At 49.6% G+C, this 17,265-nt stretch carries 13 protein-coding genes; 11 read left to right on the forward strand and 2 right to left on the reverse strand.

Features of this window, described 5'->3' with window-relative positions; genetic code table 11:
- Positions 1-19: 19 nt before the first annotated feature.
- Genes BM124_RS06540 through BM124_RS06550 form a run of 3 tightly spaced genes read left to right on the forward strand, consistent with a single transcriptional unit; the run spans position 20 to position 3,246 of the window.
- Positions 20-1,468, forward strand: coding sequence for an NAD(P)H-binding protein (locus BM124_RS06540; RefSeq protein ID WP_093336195.1), 1,449 nt, complete (start codon positions 20-22; stop codon positions 1,466-1,468).
- 27 nt (positions 1,469-1,495) lie between these two features.
- Complete coding sequence (locus tag BM124_RS06545; protein WP_093336197.1) at positions 1,496-2,248, forward strand: tryptophan-rich sensory protein; 753 nt, start codon at positions 1,496-1,498, stop codon at positions 2,246-2,248.
- A complete protein-coding gene (locus BM124_RS06550; protein WP_093336198.1) occupies positions 2,230-3,246 on the forward strand; it encodes an alpha/beta hydrolase in 1,017 nt (338 codons plus the stop codon). Before BM124_RS06545 ends, BM124_RS06550 begins: the two co-directional genes overlap by 19 nt.
- Positions 3,247-3,604: 358 nt before the next feature.
- On the opposite strand, the gene BM124_RS06555 is transcribed toward BM124_RS06550, so the two are convergent.
- Positions 3,605-4,816, reverse strand: coding sequence for an NAD(P)/FAD-dependent oxidoreductase (locus tag BM124_RS06555; protein WP_093336200.1), 1,212 nt, complete (start codon positions 4,814-4,816; stop codon positions 3,605-3,607).
- Positions 4,817-5,050: 234 nt separating this feature from the next.
- Here BM124_RS06555 and BM124_RS06560 point away from each other — a divergent pair, with 234 nt between their 5' ends.
- From BM124_RS06560 to BM124_RS06600, 8 genes are all read left to right on the forward strand, one after another.
- Positions 5,051-5,362, forward strand: coding sequence for a PTS sugar transporter subunit IIB (locus BM124_RS06560; RefSeq protein ID WP_093336201.1), 312 nt, complete (start codon positions 5,051-5,053; stop codon positions 5,360-5,362).
- A 48-nt stretch (positions 5,363-5,410) separates the two neighbouring features.
- Positions 5,411-6,715 (forward strand): PTS cellobiose transporter subunit IIC, encoded by a 1,305-nt coding sequence (gene celB / locus BM124_RS06565; protein WP_244504260.1) that lies wholly within the window; start codon positions 5,411-5,413, stop codon positions 6,713-6,715.
- A gap of 485 nt (positions 6,716-7,200) precedes the next feature.
- Complete coding sequence (locus BM124_RS06570; RefSeq protein ID WP_093336203.1) at positions 7,201-7,506, forward strand: PTS lactose/cellobiose transporter subunit IIA; 306 nt, start codon at positions 7,201-7,203, stop codon at positions 7,504-7,506.
- Positions 7,507-7,522: 16 nt separating this feature from the next.
- Positions 7,523-8,911 (forward strand): glycoside hydrolase family 1 protein, encoded by a 1,389-nt coding sequence (locus tag BM124_RS06575; RefSeq protein ID WP_093336204.1) that lies wholly within the window; start codon positions 7,523-7,525, stop codon positions 8,909-8,911.
- A 68-nt stretch (positions 8,912-8,979) separates the two neighbouring features.
- The gene (locus BM124_RS06580; protein ID WP_170841011.1) at positions 8,980-10,914 is read left to right on the forward strand and encodes a BglG family transcription antiterminator; all 1,935 of its coding nucleotides are present in this window, start codon (positions 8,980-8,982) and stop codon (positions 10,912-10,914) included.
- 128 nt (positions 10,915-11,042) lie between these two features.
- Positions 11,043-12,062, forward strand: coding sequence for an NADP-dependent oxidoreductase (locus BM124_RS06585; protein WP_093336206.1), 1,020 nt, complete (start codon positions 11,043-11,045; stop codon positions 12,060-12,062).
- A 19-nt stretch (positions 12,063-12,081) separates the two neighbouring features.
- Positions 12,082-13,023 (forward strand): aldo/keto reductase, encoded by a 942-nt coding sequence (locus BM124_RS06590; protein ID WP_093336207.1) that lies wholly within the window; start codon positions 12,082-12,084, stop codon positions 13,021-13,023.
- A gap of 1,336 nt (positions 13,024-14,359) precedes the next feature.
- The gene (locus BM124_RS06600; RefSeq protein WP_093336210.1) at positions 14,360-15,952 is read left to right on the forward strand and encodes a catalase; all 1,593 of its coding nucleotides are present in this window, start codon (positions 14,360-14,362) and stop codon (positions 15,950-15,952) included.
- Between the two features lie 308 nt (positions 15,953-16,260).
- On the opposite strand, the gene BM124_RS06605 is transcribed toward BM124_RS06600, so the two are convergent.
- Positions 16,261-17,067, reverse strand: coding sequence for a ZIP family metal transporter (locus BM124_RS06605; RefSeq protein ID WP_093336212.1), 807 nt, complete (start codon positions 17,065-17,067; stop codon positions 16,261-16,263).
- Between the last annotated feature and the right edge of the window lie 198 nt (positions 17,068-17,265).

Below are 17,265 nucleotides of genomic sequence, written 5' to 3' on the forward strand. Positions count from 1 at the left end.
GATAAAGGAGTTATCCCCTATGACAGCCATAAATCGAAGACCGGTGATCGCGTTAACCGGTGCCAGCGGCTATATTGGTCGGAATCTGCTGAAGCAGCTCACCCCTTATGCCGATATTATCGCTTTGTCCCGAAACGGCGGTGACAAAGAAGATTCCGAACATGTGACGTGGCGTTCCTGTGATTTGTTTTCAATGGCGGATGCGGAAAAAGCGCTGGAAGGAGCGGACTATGCGTATTATCTCGTTCATTCGATGAAACCGTCGGCCAAATTGACGCAGGGCACATTTGAAAATATGGATGTCATTCTAGCGGACAATTTTGCACAGGCCGCTGAAAAGCAGGGGATCAAACAGATCGTCTACTTAAGCGGGCTTGTCCCGGATGCTGATCACCACTCCCGCCATATCCGAAGCCGCCTCGAAGTAGAACAGGTGCTGTCGTCGTACCAGGTACCGGTGACGACACTGCGGGCGGGGCTGATTGTCGGACCGAACGGGTCGTCGTTCCCGATTCTTGCGAAAATGGTCAAACGTCTTCCCGTCATGCTGCTTCCGAAATGGACGAGAAAAAAGACGCATCCGATTTATATCGGCGACATGCTGGATTCGCTCGTCCGGTGCGCGGGCCGCACGGATCTTTATGACCGATCCATTGACGTCGGCGGTCCGGAAGTGATGACCTACAAAAACATGATGAAAGAGACGGCGGAAGTCATGGGAAAACAGCCGAAAATGATTTCGGTTCCTTTCATGACCGTAAACTTATCCAGGCTCTGGGTCAGTCTTGTGTCCAACTCGCCGAGGGAAATGGTGTATCCGCTGATTGAGAGTCTGATTCACCCGATGATGGTCAAACCTGAAAATATGGTCAGCGGTATCAGCGGAGGATCGACGTCGTTCCGGGAAGCGGCGCGCAAATCCCTGGAAGAGGAGAAACAAAAACGCCTCGGCCGGTTGAAGGTGCTGAGTATTCCGGATATCGATAACGACGTCAGGTCTGTGCAGCGGATTCCGCTGCCGGCTGGCAAAACAGCGCTCTGGACGGCGCATTATTATGCCGAATGGCTGTCCCAAATCATCCATCCGCTGCTCAGCGTTCAGGATCATTTCGACGGTGTCATAAAAATACGGTTCCGCGGCTGGACGCTGCTCGAACTTCGTCATTCGGCGGAGCGCAGCCAGCCGGACCGTGCCCTTTTCTACATCACCGGCGGACTGTTTGATGATAAAGCAGAGAATGAAAGAGGCAGGCTGGAATTCCGGAAAATTCCGGGCAGACCGGAGTGCATCATTGCTATCCACGATTATATGCCTTCGCTCCCGTGGTTTCTGTATAAATACACGCAGGCTAAAGCGCACCGCTTTGTGATGTACCGTTTCCGCCGCCATCTTGAAAAAGAAGAGATAGAGCACGGGACGGTGCGGCTTCCATTACTCGTGCAGGGCCGGTCATCCATCGAACAATAGGTGACAAAAGAAAGGCGGTGTTCATTCATGATTCGGATCACGCTTGTTAATCTGTTATTTTTTATTCTCATGATTGCTGTGAACTATTCCTCTGCCACTAACGTCGGCATCACAGCGAACCAGGAACCGGCCCTGATTCAACCTGCCGGCTACGCTTTTTCCATCTGGGGGCTGATTTATGTTCTGTTGCTCTTATGGATTCTCCGGGCACCGTTTCAGCGCCAGGGGAAAAAGGAAATTTACCGGGACACGCAGGTATGGATTCCGCTTAACTTTCTTCTGAACAGCGCCTGGATTATTGCGTTCACAAACGAATGGATTCTTGTGTCGACACTGGTTATTATACTGCTGCTTATATCCCTGATCCGGATTTATCAGATTATTTACTGGAAACATAAACGGGCAGGTTTCGTGCGGCTGCCGTTTTCCATTTATATCGGCTGGGTTTCGGCAGCTAGTGTGGTTAACATTTTCACCTGGTTTGTCTGGAATGATATCGTGCCGTTTCTCGGCATGGGGGAAGTGACCTGGACGGTACTCATGCTTCTTATTCTTGCTGCCGTGGCTGTTGTATTCACCAGAGTAAACCGTGACGTGTGGTATTCCCTCGTCTTCATATGGGTGTATGCAGCGGTGTTCGTAAAAAATGAACAAAATCTGATTGTATTGACAACCGTCATCGGTATTCTTGTCCTTGCCGTTAATCTTGTGATGCAGGTTATGTCCCGGCGGAAGGCGAAGAAGAAGCGGAGAATGCCGTCATGGAACACAAGAAGATAAGAATATGGGGATCGCGGATTCCCTATAACACAGGGAAAAACAAGTTCGAGGAACTCGATGTCCAAAAAAAACGCCCGAGGCTGCTGCGGACGTTTCATTGTATGAGAACACTGGGAAGCCGCACTTTTACGGAAAAACACCACTACATCCACGAAATGACATATCACGAAGAAATCAAAAACGGGGAGGGGATAATAACGTATGACGACATTCCCTATCTCACGGAGTATACCGTTTCGGGCAGTGACCGTGCGATGATCATTGTGCCGGGCGGCGGCTACATTTTTAAGTCTTTCAAGCAGGAAGGAGAAGGGATGGCCCGGGCTTTAAATGAAGCCGGTATTTCCGCGTTTGTTTTATGGTACCGATTGAATTCGTACAAAGATCCGGTACCGTCCCTTGATTTGCAGCGCGCGCTCCGATACGTGAAGTATCACGCCCGTGAGTACGGTATCCACCCTGAAAAAGTGGGGGTGCTAGGTTTTTCCGCGGGAGGGCACTGCGTGGCTTCCGTTCTCACAAAACATACAAACGCAGCAGTTAACGAAAAAGGATATGAGGAAGACGAGGTGGATCAGATGGATGGCCGTCCCGCCTTAGCCGGGCTGATTTACCCTGTGTTAACCATCCGGGACATCCCGAATATGCTTGTTGCTCTTCATCCGAAAGAAGAGCTGGACGACGAAGAAAAGTGGGAAAAACTGCTCCACGGGCATGAGCTGTCCCAATATATTCAGTCCGGAGACCCGCCCCAGTTTTTGTGTTACGGCACAAAAGATTTACTCATATCACAGGAAAGCGTGCAGCAGTATCAACGTACGCTGGAGGAAAAAGGAGTGCCGAACCACCTGCTTGAGCTGGAAGGCGCCCACCATGGATTCGGCGACTGCGAAGGCACAGGTCTGAAACGACTGAACAACAAGTTCAGCTATTGGAAAAAGCATTTTATCAACTGGGCTAACGAGGTGTTTGATGCCATAGAAACAGGAACAGAATAACCCATCCACTTCATACAGCACTTTTCTCCTGTCACGACGGACAAAAACGTAAGTATGAATGTACCATGCTTACGTTTTGGACCAATTGTATCTCCTAAACGTCACTATGACCCCTCCAACGTGACGTTTAGGAGATACAAATATGCGAAAAACGTCCTCTAACCAGATCAAACCATAAAAAAAGGAATCCCGGGTGATGTTCCCGGGATCCTTCTTTGGCAGCCGGTGCTTCAGCGGAAATCGCGGCTTCCTTCCATGCAGCGGCTCGCGGCGGTGTAAATGGCGGCCGCGGCGACGGAAATCAGTGATACGATCATAAACCAGTTTTTCATTTCTACTCTCCTCCTTCTGTCTTCTTTTAGAAGAAACGGACTTTTCCTTTTTTCAGAATGAGTTTCGGTCCGCCGACGAGGAACAGGTAGCGGTTGTCGATGACATTTTTCATCAGCCGTGCTTTTTTGCCGAACAGTTTGTAGTCATCGAGTATCGTGCCGATGGCATCGCCTTTACCAAGGGAGGCGACTGTTCCTTTGTTGTCGAATACGAAGCTGCTCAGTTTTTTGCCGTGCAGCAGGGCCTGCAGGTTGGCAGCACAGGTATCGGCTTCCTGGATCGCGCTCTGGGCGTTTACCGGGTATGGCTTGTCGTTTTCGTGGTCCCATACCCAGGACGTATCGCCAATCATGAAGACATTGTCATAATTCGGTGCTCGGAGGTCATCGCGTGCGTTGACTTTTCCTTTCGTCAGTTCAAAACCGGACTGACCGACGACAGGATTGGCCTGAACTCCGCCTGTCCAGACAACGGTGCCGGCTTTGATCTCTTCCTTGTCATCCCCGACAATAAAGCTGTCCGGTGTACATTCCTGGATCTTTGTTCCGATTCGGAACTCTACGCCCCGGTCTGCCAGGTTCTTCTCGGCATACTCAATCAATTCTTCATCAAAGCCGGGAAGAATGGAAGGAGCGGCTTCGACGTTAATGATGCGGACCTTGGACTCGTCAATGTCATACTTGCTGCAAAGCTCCGGTACTTTTTCCACGACTTCTGCAAGAAATTCGATACCGGTGAAGCCGGAGCCGCCGATAAGAATATTCAATGCCGTGTCATCATCGGTTTCGCCGCTCGCGTATTTAGTGAACTGTGATTCAATGTGGTGGTAAATGGCTTTGCTGTTCTCTATGTTCTCGATTTTCCATGCATGTTCGGCAATGCCGGGGATGCCGAATGTGGCGGTCTCAAAGCCAAGGGAGACGACGAGGTAATCGTAGGACAGTTCCCCATTTTCGAGAATGACGCGCTCATTCTCAGGCTGGATTTCGGTGACAGTGTCATACACCATCTGCACGCGTTTTGTGTCGATGACGTCACTGATCATAATCCGGACGCGGTTTGGATCTATCGTTCCCGCCGCTACCTCATGAAGCCATGTGGTTTGGTAATGATAGTTATGCTTATTGACGAGGATGATGTCAGCTTCCTGGTGCTGCAGCTGCTGGGTCAGGCGTTTTGTCGTCATCATGCCGGCATATCCGGCCCCAATGACAACAATTCTAGGTTTTCTGCTCACAATGATCACCTTTCTAAACGAAGATAAAAAATCTTACATCTTAAGTATTGCCCTTTGATAAAAACGTTAACAACCATCATTATTATAACAAAAAAGAAGGTAACGTTAAATATTTCACAAATCGTGTCCCTCTGCTGTTTAAACGATTTCCGCTTCTTAACGGAAAAAGTATGCGTTTTCATACACCGGCTTTTCCCATAAACTGAATGTAATCAAAGAAGGAGGAGGTGCACCATGACAAATATTTTACTGGCGTGCTCTGCCGGGATGTCGACGAGTCTTCTTGTCTCAAAAATGGAAGAAGCGGCTGAGGCCAAAAACATGGATGTACGAATCTGGGCCGTGGCTCAAGATAAGGCGGAAACAGAAATGGAACAGGCTGATGTGCTGCTTATCGGCCCGCAGATGAGATTCATGAAAAACAAATACTCCAAAGCAGCAGAGAAAACCGGCATACCGCTCGATGTTATCGACCCTGTCGCATACGGCCGGGTGGACGGAGAAGCTGTATTGAATAAGGCGCTGGAACTGCTGGATAAAAAATAGCAGGAGAAAAGGGGTGGAGAAAAATATGAAAAACAGGGGGAACGTATTGTGAATAACAGTAAGTTTATGGACCTGCTCGAACGAATTTTGATGCCTATTGCCGAGAAATTGAATAACAACCGACATCTGACTGCGTTGCGTGACGGATTTCTGGTCGCTCTTCCGCTTATTATTTTCGGATCGATTTTCGTTGTTATCGCGAATTTTCCATTTCTTGATCAGCTGCTCAGTGAAGAAGCGTTTACGGCCTATCAGAATGCGCTGAACCCGGCGTCCGCTGCAACACTGAGTATTATGGGGCTTTTTGTCATTATTGGTATAGGGTATAAATTAGTGGAACATGCCGGGGGAGAAGGAATTTACGGCGGTGTCGTATCCCTTGCCGGTTTTCTGATTCTTACCCCGCAGACCGTCGAAGAGACAAGCGGTGTGATTCCGACCGCGAGCATCGGAGCGGAAGGATTGTTTCTCGGAATTCTGGCCGCTTTTCTCGGGGCGGAAGTGTACCGGTATTTTGTTGAAAAGGACTGGACGATAAAAATGCCGGCTGGTGTACCAGGCGCCGTCACCCGTTCATTCAGCGCACTGATTCCGATTGCGATAACGTTGTTTATCTTTCTTGTCATCCGCATTCTTTTCAGTTTGACGCCGTTTGACACGGTACAGAATTTCATCTACACCGTGCTGCAGGAGCCGTTGACAGCACTCGGCGGAGGTCTTCCGGCAACGATTGTGGCTGTTCTTCTGATTCAGCTGTTCTGGTTTTTCGGTCTGCACGGGCAGATTCTTATCAACTCCGTTCTGGACCCGATTTGGTATACGCTGAACAACCAGAACCTTGAAGCTTTTCAGAACGGCGGAGAACTTCCCAACATTGTGACAAAGCAATTCATTGATACGTTTATTGTCGGTATTGGCGGTTCCGGAATGACACTGGCCGTCATCATTGGTATCTTTCTGATCGGCCGCAGCCGACAAATGAAACAGGTCGGACGGGTATCCGCGCCGGCTGGGATATTTAACGTGAACGAACCGATGATTTTTGGTCTTCCAATTATCATGAACCCCTTAATTCTCATACCGTGGCTGGTTGCACCGGTTGTAGTGGCTGTTGTTGTGTACTTTTCCATGGCAGCGGGGCTTGTTCCAAAGCCCGCCGGCATCATCGTACCCTGGACGACACCACCTCTGTTAAGCGGATTTCTGGCAACCGGGAATGCCTGGCAGGGGGCAGCTATTCAGCTTGTCAGCATGTTTATCGTCTTTTTCATCTGGTGGCCTTTCCTAAAAATAATGGATAAGCAATACTATGAAACCGAAAAACAGGAAGACGCTGCAGCAACCAAAGAGTAAGGATGAGGGCTGTGTAAAAAGGTGTAAATCCATTTTAGTGATATAGAACTTTCAACTCAGGCAGAAGCGGATGGCGGCGACATTTGAAGGTTCATCGGCTAAAAGCGGTCACGTCCTGTGGCGGGCGCCGATGCTAGAACCTCCTGTTCGTCGAAGCAGCAGCCGAAGATTCCATCAAACGGAGGCGCTCGCGTCGGGAGTCAGATCGGTGTTGGCACAGGACGTGCCGAACTTAACCGATCTTCCTCTACAGGATGTAGCTGAGGTGCTGCCCGCGGCAAAGAAGACACGATGAGCAACAGCGAATCGATGTCGCCCTTGTACTCCGGAGTGCAAAGAAGACACGGTGAGCCCCAGCGAGCCGATGTCGCACTTGTGCTCTGGAGTGCAAGCGTCCGCCTGCAGCGGATGCCTTTACTTTTAATGGCTTTTGATACAGCTCGGTCTAAAAAATAGAAAAGTGGAAGGCAGGAGGGGAACCAATTATGGAACAAATTACAGAAACAGCATTTCAGATTATATTGTACGCGGGGAACGGAAAATCCAGCGCGATGGAAGCGATTCAGGAAGCAAAAAAGGACGATTTCGAGCGTGCGGATGAGTTGATCGAAGAAGCCGGCACAGAACTTGGCAAGGCGCACGAATTCCAGACCCGTCTTCTTCAGCAGGAAGCAGATGGGAAGGAGGCGCCTTTGAACGTGATGCTCGTTCATTCCCAGGATCACCTCATGACGTCCATGACGGTCCGGGATCTGGCTGTAGAAATTATCGAAATCTATCGTAATAAATAATCAGGAGGAATGGAAAATGACAGTTGAGTACCGTTTTCCGGAAGGGTTCTGGTGGGGAAGCGCCACGTCTGCCACCCAGATTGAAGGAGCAGCCTTTGAGGGCGGAAAAGGATGGAATATATGGGACTACTGGTATTCCAGGGAACCAGACCGTTTTTTTGAAGGTGTCGGTCCAGAGACGACTTCTGATTTTTACCACCAATACAAAGAGGATATCCGCAGAATGAAAGAGACCGGTCATAACACGTTCCGGTTCTCGATCTCCTGGTCCCGTCTCATACCTGATGGAGACGGCGCGGTAAATGAAGAAGCCGCAACCTTTTACACGAGTGTCATAGATGAACTGCTCGACCAGGGAATCGAACCGTTTGTGAATCTGTTTCATTTTGATATGCCGATGGAGATGCAGAAAATCGGAGGCTGGGAGAACCGGTATGTGACAGATGCTTATACCGTTTTTGCCGAAGAGTGCTTCCGGCGCTTCGGGGACCGTGTGTCCAAGTGGTTCACGTTTAATGAACCGATTGTACCGGTGGAAGGCGGGTACCTGTATGATTTTCACTATCCGAATGTCGTGGACTTTAAGCGGGCGGCCCAGGTCGCCTATCATACCATCATCGCCCACGCGAAGGCAGTGCAGGTCTTTCGGAGCTTTTCCATACCGAAAGGGAAAATCGGCATTATTCTGAACCTGACCCCTTCATATCCAAGAAGCAGTAACCCTGCAGACCTTCGGGCGTCACGTATAGCGGATCTGTTTTTTAACCGTAGTTTTCTTGACCCAACGGTAAAAGGAGAGTTTCCACAGGAACTGCTTGAGATTCTCGAAGAGCACGGGCAGCTTCCGGAAACGAAAGAAGGGGACAGCAGTCTGATCCTCGCCAATACGGCGGACATTCTCGGCGTCAACTATTATCAACCGCGGCGGGTCAAAGCAAAGGAGCATCTTCCGAATCCTTACGGGCCGTTCATGATGGATTGGTTTTTTGACATGTATGAGATGCCGGGGCGGAAGATGAACCCGTACCGGGGATGGGAGATTTACGAAAAGGGCATTTACGACATTATGATAAACTTGAAAGAAAACTATGGTAATATAGAATCATTCGTATCAGAAAACGGAATGGGTGTTCAGAATGAAGAACGCTTTATGGAGAACGGACAGATTCAGGATGATTACCGGATTGATTTTATCAAAGGTCATCTGAAATGGCTGCATCAGGCGATTCAGGAAGGATGTAATGCGAAAGGCTACCACTTATGGTCCTTCATGGATAACTGGTCCTGGATGAATGCGTATAAGAATAGATATGGGTTCTTTGCAGTAGATCTGGAAACAAAGGAGCGGACCGCGAAGAAAAGCGCGGGATGGTTTAGAGAAACGGCGGAACGTAACGGATTTTAAGAAGGCAGCAAGGAAGAAGGCGCTGACAGCAGGGGTCAGGGCCTTTTTCTAAGGAAAGGAGGGATGATATGAATGTACGATGCATGATGCTGCTGCGCGAGTTCATGGCGGCGGATACACCACTTACGAGCCGGTATCTCTCGCACCGAAACGAAGTGACAGCGCGGACAACGAGAAATGACATCAAACAGCTCAATGATGCGCTGGCCGGTCATGGTGCTGTTATACACGCGCTTCATGCGAGAGGGTATGAACTGCGGATTGACGATGACGACAGATTTCGGCACTATCTGGAACAGATTTTTCAGAGAAAGGAAGCCGCCGGCTCCATGATACCGGACGAACCGGAAGAACGCGTGTATTATTTAATGAAACGCCTGCTGCTGGCAGGCGATTATGTAAAACTGGATGATATGGCCGATGAACTTCTGATCAGCCGCTCCACGATTCAAAACGACATCCGCATCGTCCGGGATATTTTACAGACATATGATATCACACTGGAGAACCGGCCGAATTACGGATTGAAAGTCAGCGGAAGTGAAATGAAACTCAGGTTCTGCATATCAGAATATGTGTTCGACCGCAGCATTAAACATGAAGCATCCCGCTTCCATAACCGGCTGCCGTGGCTGATGAATGATAATATGAATGATATTTGGGATATTATCGTGGAGGAAATTAATGAACACGACATCACGCTCTCGGATATTGCCCTGAATAATTTGTTTATTCACACAGCCATCACATGCAAGCGGGTACAGACCGGTCATCATATTTCTTTTTACGCAAAAGAATTTGATGAAATCATGGACCAGAAAGAATATGAAGTGGCAGAAACCATCGTAAAAAAAGTGGAACAGGCACTCGGGGTGACGTTTCCGGAGGTGGAAATTGCCTACATTGCGATGCACCTGCTCGGTACCAAGATGATTTCCGAAACAAATATGACAGAAGAGCGTATCGAAGCAGTGATGGACGAACGTGCCTATTCCCTCACCTCCGTTATACTGGAAGAAGTGGAGCAGAAGCTCGACCTTGGCATCCGGCACGACCGGGAACTGCAGATCGGCCTCAGTCTTCACTTAAAGCCGGCTGTGAACCGGTACCGCTACGGCATGAATATCCGCAATCCGCTGCTCGATGATATTAAAACCAACTACCCCGCCTCCTTTGAAGCGGCGGTTATCGCAGGAATGGTTCTCGAAAAGGAAGAGAAAGTAAGCATTGAAGAAAGTGAGATCGGCTACATTGCTCTTCATTTTGGAGCGGCCATGGAGCGGCAGAATCTGGAGAAAAGGCCGAAACGCTGCATGATTGTCTGTGCTTCGGGTGCCGGCAGTGCGCAGCTGATCTACTACAAGCTGCAGGCCAGGTTTGGTACGCAGCTGGAGCTTGCCGGAACGACAGAATATTATAATCTTCCCCGCATCCCCCTGCAGGAACTCGATTTTCTTATCAGTACCATGGAGATTCCGGACGATATCCCCATCCCAGTCATCCATGTGAACACGATACTGGGGGAAGGGGATCTGAAAAAAGTGGAAAACGCTGTGTCTGAAGATCAATGGAGAAACATGTCTGGGTATGTAAAAGAAGAATTAATTTTTCTGCAGCAGGATATGTCATCCAAGGAAGAAGTACTGCATTTTCTGGGCGGTCAGTTGATGGAGAAGGGTTATACGGATGGTGACTTCCTGGAAAAATTGTATGAACGTGAAGATGCCGCGCCGACGAGCTTTGGAAATATGACAGCGGTCCCGCATCCCATCACGCCGCAGACAACGACGACCTTTCTCGCTGTCTGCACCTTGCAGAAGCCGATTATCTGGGATGATAAGCGCGTGCAGCTTGTATGCCTGTTAAGTATAGAAAAAAACAGCCGCCATGATCTGCAGGCGCTTTATAAAAGTCTTGGAGCTGTTATTGATGATCTCTCTCTGGTGCAGCAGCTGGTACAGTGCAGCACCAAACACGAATTTCTGCGTCTGTTTTTATCCTGAAACGTTCAAGCAGGCACCGGTTACGGTGCCTGTTTTTTGCGCCGGCAGTTCGTAATGTTTTACAAAAGGAAAACAGTGGTAGAAAATAGTGGTGCACGTGATTTTTACTAAGAGGGAGATGTGATACCATGCCCGAAACAAACGAAAAAATCCTACTGGCAGAACGCCCGGAAGGTATGCCTTCCCACGACACATTTAACTACCAGGAAGAACCCATCGAGCAGCCGCAGGACGGTCAGGTTCTTGTGAAAACGATATACTTATCCGTTGACCCTTATATGCGCGGTCGAATGAGCAGTGCGAAATCGTACGTCGAACCGTTTGAAGTCAACGAAGTCATAAACGGATCCGTCGTCGGAGAGGTGGTGGAATCCAAATCGAGCCTGTTTGAGCCGGGTGACAAAGTGATGGGAATGCTCGGCTGGAGACGCTACAATACGATTGAAGACGCAGCAGTCCGCAAAATTGATGATTCGATTGCGCCGTTGTCCGCTTATCTTGGTATTCTCGGCATCACTGGACTGACAGCCTATTTCGGTATGCTTGATATCGGAAATCCGGCCGCTGGTGAAACGGTGGTTATTTCCGGAGCAGCCGGTGCGGTCGGCATGGCAGCCGGACAGATTGCAAAGCTGCGCGGCGCGCGTGTAGTCGGCATTGCCGGATCGACGAAGAAAACCGATTACCTGAAAAATGAACTAAGATTTGACGAAACGGTGAATTATAACGAGGTGTCCGATTTGACAGCTGCTTTGGCAGAAGCATGCCCGAAAGGCGTGGACGTTTACTTTGACAACGTCGGCGGCCCGGTATCCGATGCCGTCATGTCACAGTTGAACGATTTCTCCCGGATTCCGGTCTGCGGCGCGATTTCTTCCTATAACAAAACAGAAGCCGATATCGGTCCGAGAGTGCAGCCGATTCTTGTAAAAAGCCGTGCCTTGATTCAAGGCTTTATCGTCAGCGATTATGCTTCCCGCTTTCAGGAAGGAAGCGAAAAACTGGCGGCCTGGCTGTCAGAAGGAAAACTGACGTATGAAGAAACAATGGTGGAAGGGTTCGAGAACGTACCGGACGCTTTTCTCGGGTTATTTAAAGGAGAAAATCTCGGCAAGCAGCTCGTGAAAGTAAGTGAACCATCGAACTAAAAAGAAGGAGGGAATCCGTATGGCAGAACAAACGACACTCGGCCGCTCCGATGTTAAGGTTCATCCGATTGGAGTAGGCACCAACGCGGTCGGCGGCCACAACATTTATCCGAACCTGGATGAAGAGCAGGGCAAAAAGGTTGTGCACCATGCCCTCGACCACGGCATGAATTTCCTGGATACAGCGTACGCTTACGGTATGGGGCGCTCCGAAGAACTTATCGGTGAGGTCATCAAAGAGCGCGGCAGCCGCCGGGAAGCAGTCATCGCGACAAAAGCGGCCCACTCTTTTAAAGACGGGGAAATGGTTTTCAACAACCGTCCCGACTTTCTGAAGCAGGCGGTCGATGACAGTCTAAAACGGATGCAGACGGATTATGTGGATCTCTTTTACATCCACTTTCCCGATGAAGATACGCCGAAAGTGGAAGCCGTCGGTGCATTGCAGCGGTTACGGGAAGAAGGCAAAATCCGTTCCATCGGTGTGTCCAATTTCTCCGTCGACCAGCTGAAAGATGCGGACCAGGACGGACATGTAGATGTCATCCAATCGGAATACAACCTGTTTAAACGCGGCGCGGAGCAGGATATGCTTCCGCTCGTGCAGGAACGCGGCATCACGTTCATTCCGTATTTCCCGCTCGCCTCCGGTCTGCTTGCGGGCAAGTATGACGAGAACACGACGTTCGCCTCAGACGATATCCGCACGGGCAGCCCGATGTTCCAGGGAGAAACGTTTAAAGAGAACCTGGAAAAAGTGAATCAGGTGCGCCGGATCGCAGAGAATAAGGGCGTTGACACCGCCCATGTTGTTCTCGCCTGGTATTTGACACGGGATGCCGTGGACGCTGTGATTCCAGGGGCCAAACGTCCTGAACAGGTCGTCGACAACCTGAAAACCGTCGATGTGTCACTGACAGAAGAAGAAACGGCTGAGATCGACCGTATCTTCAAATCATAAGATGTAATATCCCGGATGCTGTTAAAGCTTCCGGGATTTTTTCGGCCGATCTGACTAAGAATGGGGAAGAGTAAATCTGGGTTATAGACAATACGGCCGGCAGAGTGTCTGTAAAAGATGGTTACGGACCATTTTGTCTTATGTTTTCTTCTGAAGAGTCTGGGACAAAAGTAAAATAGGCGGAGGAGAACACGAATGTCTTGCGGCGTTGTTCAAGAGCCGTATAGCAGCGGAGGCAAAATGCTTCGACTCGTGCTTCCACATGATATTGACGTTTAAGGGCGCACAGGATACTCTAAAGTGCCTCATGCGTCATGCCTAACGACGTTTAAGGGGGAGGTGAACCCTCTAAAGTGCTTTATGAATCATTCATGATGACGTTTAAGGGTGCACCGGTCCCTCTAAAGTGTCTCAGGCGACATGACTAACGACGTTTAAGGGGGAGGTGAACCCTCTAAAGTGCCTTATGGACTATTCATCCCACATTTCACGCAGCGAAGTGGGCTCTTTGCTGCGTCGGCCCGTTCAAATTCCCGCTAAACGGAACCTGGATTCGTTCATGACGACGTTTACGGGGACACGGAACCCTCTAAAGTGCTTTATGAATCATTCATGATGACGTTTAAGGGTGCACCGGTCCCTCTAAAGTGTCTCAGGCGACATGACTAACGACGTTTAAGGGGGAGGTGAACCCTCTAAAGTGCCTTATGGACTATTCATCCCACATTTCACGCAGCGAAGTGGGCTCTTTGCTGCGTCGGCCCGTTCAAATTCCCGCTAAACGGAACCTGGATTCGTTCATGACGACGTTTACGGGGACACGGAACCCTCTAAAGTGCTTTATGAATCATTCATGATGACGTTTAAGGGTGCACCGGTCCCTCTAAAGTGTCTCATGAGCCATGCTTAACGACGTTTAAGGGAGCGCTGAACCCCCTAAAGTGCCTTATGACCCATTCCCATTTACAAACCACCGTACATCCGCCCTGCATTTTTCTGCATCCGTACGGCCGGAGCTGCTTCCTTTTCCCCCGTTATACCGGCTGGCGTCGTGATCACATCGCGGAGCAGCTTAGGTGTGGTTTCGATTCCGGCAAACGGGCCCTGGAACGCCCGGGGTCCTTCGGTTTCGACAAGCAGCTGATCCGGTGGAACCGCGGCCGCGAGCCGTGGTAGCTTCTATGCCCGGCACAGGACGTGCGCGGTTTTACAGACACTTTTCACTGTAAAATGGTTCTAACGGTGCGCATAGCACATACCTGGTCCGTTCATTTTTTCATCTTTTTTCTGTCATAATCTTACGCCTTCTGGCAACAATGAAGAAAAGAAGGAGGCGATGTGTGCGATGTATGGTAAAAACAAGTACCAGCATAATAAGAAAGAGGCGCTGACCAACCGTCAGGGTCACCCGGTCACAGACAATCAGAACACGAGAACGGTTGGCAGACGCGGCCCGGCGACACTTGAAAACTATGATTTTCTCGAAAAGATCAGTCATTTTGACCGGGAGAAAATTCCGGAGAGAATCGTGCACGCCCGCGGGGCAGGAGCACACGGCTATTTTGAATCCTACGGAATGGTTGGAAATGAACCGGCATCCAAATACACGAGGGCGAAGGTGTTTCAGGAAAAAGGAAAGCAGACTCCGGTTTTTGTGAGATTTTCAACGGTAAATCATGGAAAACACTCGCCGGAAACGCTGCGTGATCCGCGCGGGTTTGCGGTGAAGTTCTACACAGAAGATGGAATATGGGATCTCGTCGGCAACAACCTGAAGATTTTTTTCATCCGCGACCCCATTAAATTTCCCGATTTTGTTCATGCCTTTCAACCCGATCCGGTAACAAACATTCAGGACGGGGAGCGGATTTTCGACTTTATTTCGCAGTCTCCGGAAGCGATGCACATGATTACGTTTTTATTTTCGCCGTGGGGGATTCCGGCGGGGTACCGCCACATGCAGGGATCCGGCGTGAATACGTACAAATGGGTGAACGCAGACGGAGAGTCTGTGCTGGTGAAGTATCACTGGGAGCCGAAACAAGGCATTAAAAATCTGGCTCAGGATGAAGCGGACAGCATCCAGGGAAAGAATTTTAATCATGCCACTCAGGATTTGTTTGAAGCGATTGATAACGGAGACTACCCGGAATGGGAACTGTATGTGCAGATTATGACTGATGAGGAGCACGATGAACTGGATTTTGATCCGCTCGATCCGACGAAGCTCTGGTACAAGGATGAATTTCCGTGGCTTCCGGTCGGCAAAATGGTGCTGAACAAGAATCCGGATAATTATTTTGCAGAAGTGGAACAGGCGGCATTTGGGACCGGAGTGCTTGTGGACGGCCTTGATTTTTCCGATGACAAGCTTCTGCAGGGCCGTACGTTTTCCTATTCTGATACGCAGCGGTACCGCGTCGGCAGCAACTACCTCCAGCTTCCGATCAACAACCCGGAAAAGGAAACGATCACGAATCAGCAGAAAGGACAGATGGACTACCGGACCGATTATGCCGGAGACCGCAACCCGCACATTAACTATGAACCATCGCTTGTCGAAGGGCTGAAGGAGCAGCATAATCCGGGAACGGAACATGAGCCTTATGTGTCGGGGCGCCTGACACGCGAATCGATCGAGCGGACAAACAACTTCGGTCAGGCCGGTGAAACATACCGCCGTCTCAGTGACTGGGAACGAAACGATCTGATCAACAACCTGGTCAACACGTTAAAAACCTGTCACACTGGTATTCAGGAACAAATGATTTCCCTGTTTCATGAATGTGATGAAGAGTACGGCAGACGGGTAGCGGAAGGGTTAAAAATGGCGGCAGAAAACGGAAGCAGCGGTCCGATTGCGACCGATGACAGTGAGGAAGCCGTGATGGAAGCGGAAAAAACCGGGCATGTCTCGGATCCGTATTAAAAAATAGGGAAGGGCAGAGATGTTGTCCGGTGGTGGGTGGACACTACGATGCTGACTTTAAAGATTAGTGTCCCTCGTCTATCCCCCTGAAGCCACTAACAATTAATTTCAGCGTCTTAGTGTCCACCGGATTATATAATATGGACACTAATCCCGAATTTTAAGCTGATAGTGGATCAAGGCAAAGCATCTGCCTAAGCCCCGCAGCGGCTGTCTATATATTTCCAGAAAATGAAAACAAACTCCTGCCTATCATAATGGATAGACGGGAGTTTGTTTTATGCTCCGGTTCTATTGGTTATCCTGCATCACCCAAGCGCGACATCCAGTGTCATCATGACGGCAAAGCCGATCATGAGACAGATGGAGGAGAGCTGGACATAGCCGCGTTCCTGGGAGCCCGGGATGATTTCTTTGGCGACGACAAAAATCATGGCACCGGCCGCGAAACTCAAGGCATAAGGCAGAACCGGTTCAATCATAATAATGGCAAAAGCCCCGATCACAGCTGAAATGGGTTCGACCATACCGGAAAACTGCCCAAACATAAAGCTCTTTCTCCTGGACATCCCTTCCCGCTGAAGCGGCATGGACACGGCGAGTCCCTCAGGAAAATTCTGAATTCCGATACCGAGGGCAAGCGCGACGGCGCCGCCGATGGAAGCTGATGTTATATCACCGGCAAGAGCCCCGAAAGCAACACCAATCGCCAGTCCTTCCGGTATATTGTGAAGCGTCACGGAAAAGACGAGCAGGGCGGTTCGGTGTTTGGCCTTCGTGTCTTTGATTTCCGTGAAATACCGGTCATCACGGAGCATCGGCAGCATTCTGTCAACGAGAAGAAGCAGGGCGCCGCCAAGCAGAAAACCGATCACGGCCGGAATATAGCCGGGAACACCACTCTCTTCCGCTCGTTCAATAGCCGGAGACAGCAGGGACCAGAAACTGGCTGCAATCATGACCCCGCCGGCGAATCCAAGCATGCCGTCCATTATACGGTAGTTCGTCCCTTTGGAAAAAAAGACAGCAGACGCACCGAGGGCTGTCATGAACCACGTAAATAACGTAGCCAGAAAGGCCTGCATAACTGGATGCAGCGATAGAAAGTATTCCATTTTTTTCTCCACTCCCTTATTGTTGATCTATTCATATTTTTTTGCCTCAGGTAAACTTTTAAATTCATGCTACTCCTCTCTGTCGAAACCTGTCAATCAAAATACTCTAGATAATATTGACAAAAACATCAAAACTGGTAGAATGATAATCGTTATCAATTAAGTTGATAATGATTATCATTTTTAAATCCTGCGCGC

Origin of the sequence: Salibacterium halotolerans (assembly GCF_900115625.1) — a bacterium.
Taxonomy (GTDB): domain Bacteria; phylum Bacillota; class Bacilli; order Bacillales; family Marinococcaceae; genus Salibacterium; species Salibacterium halotolerans.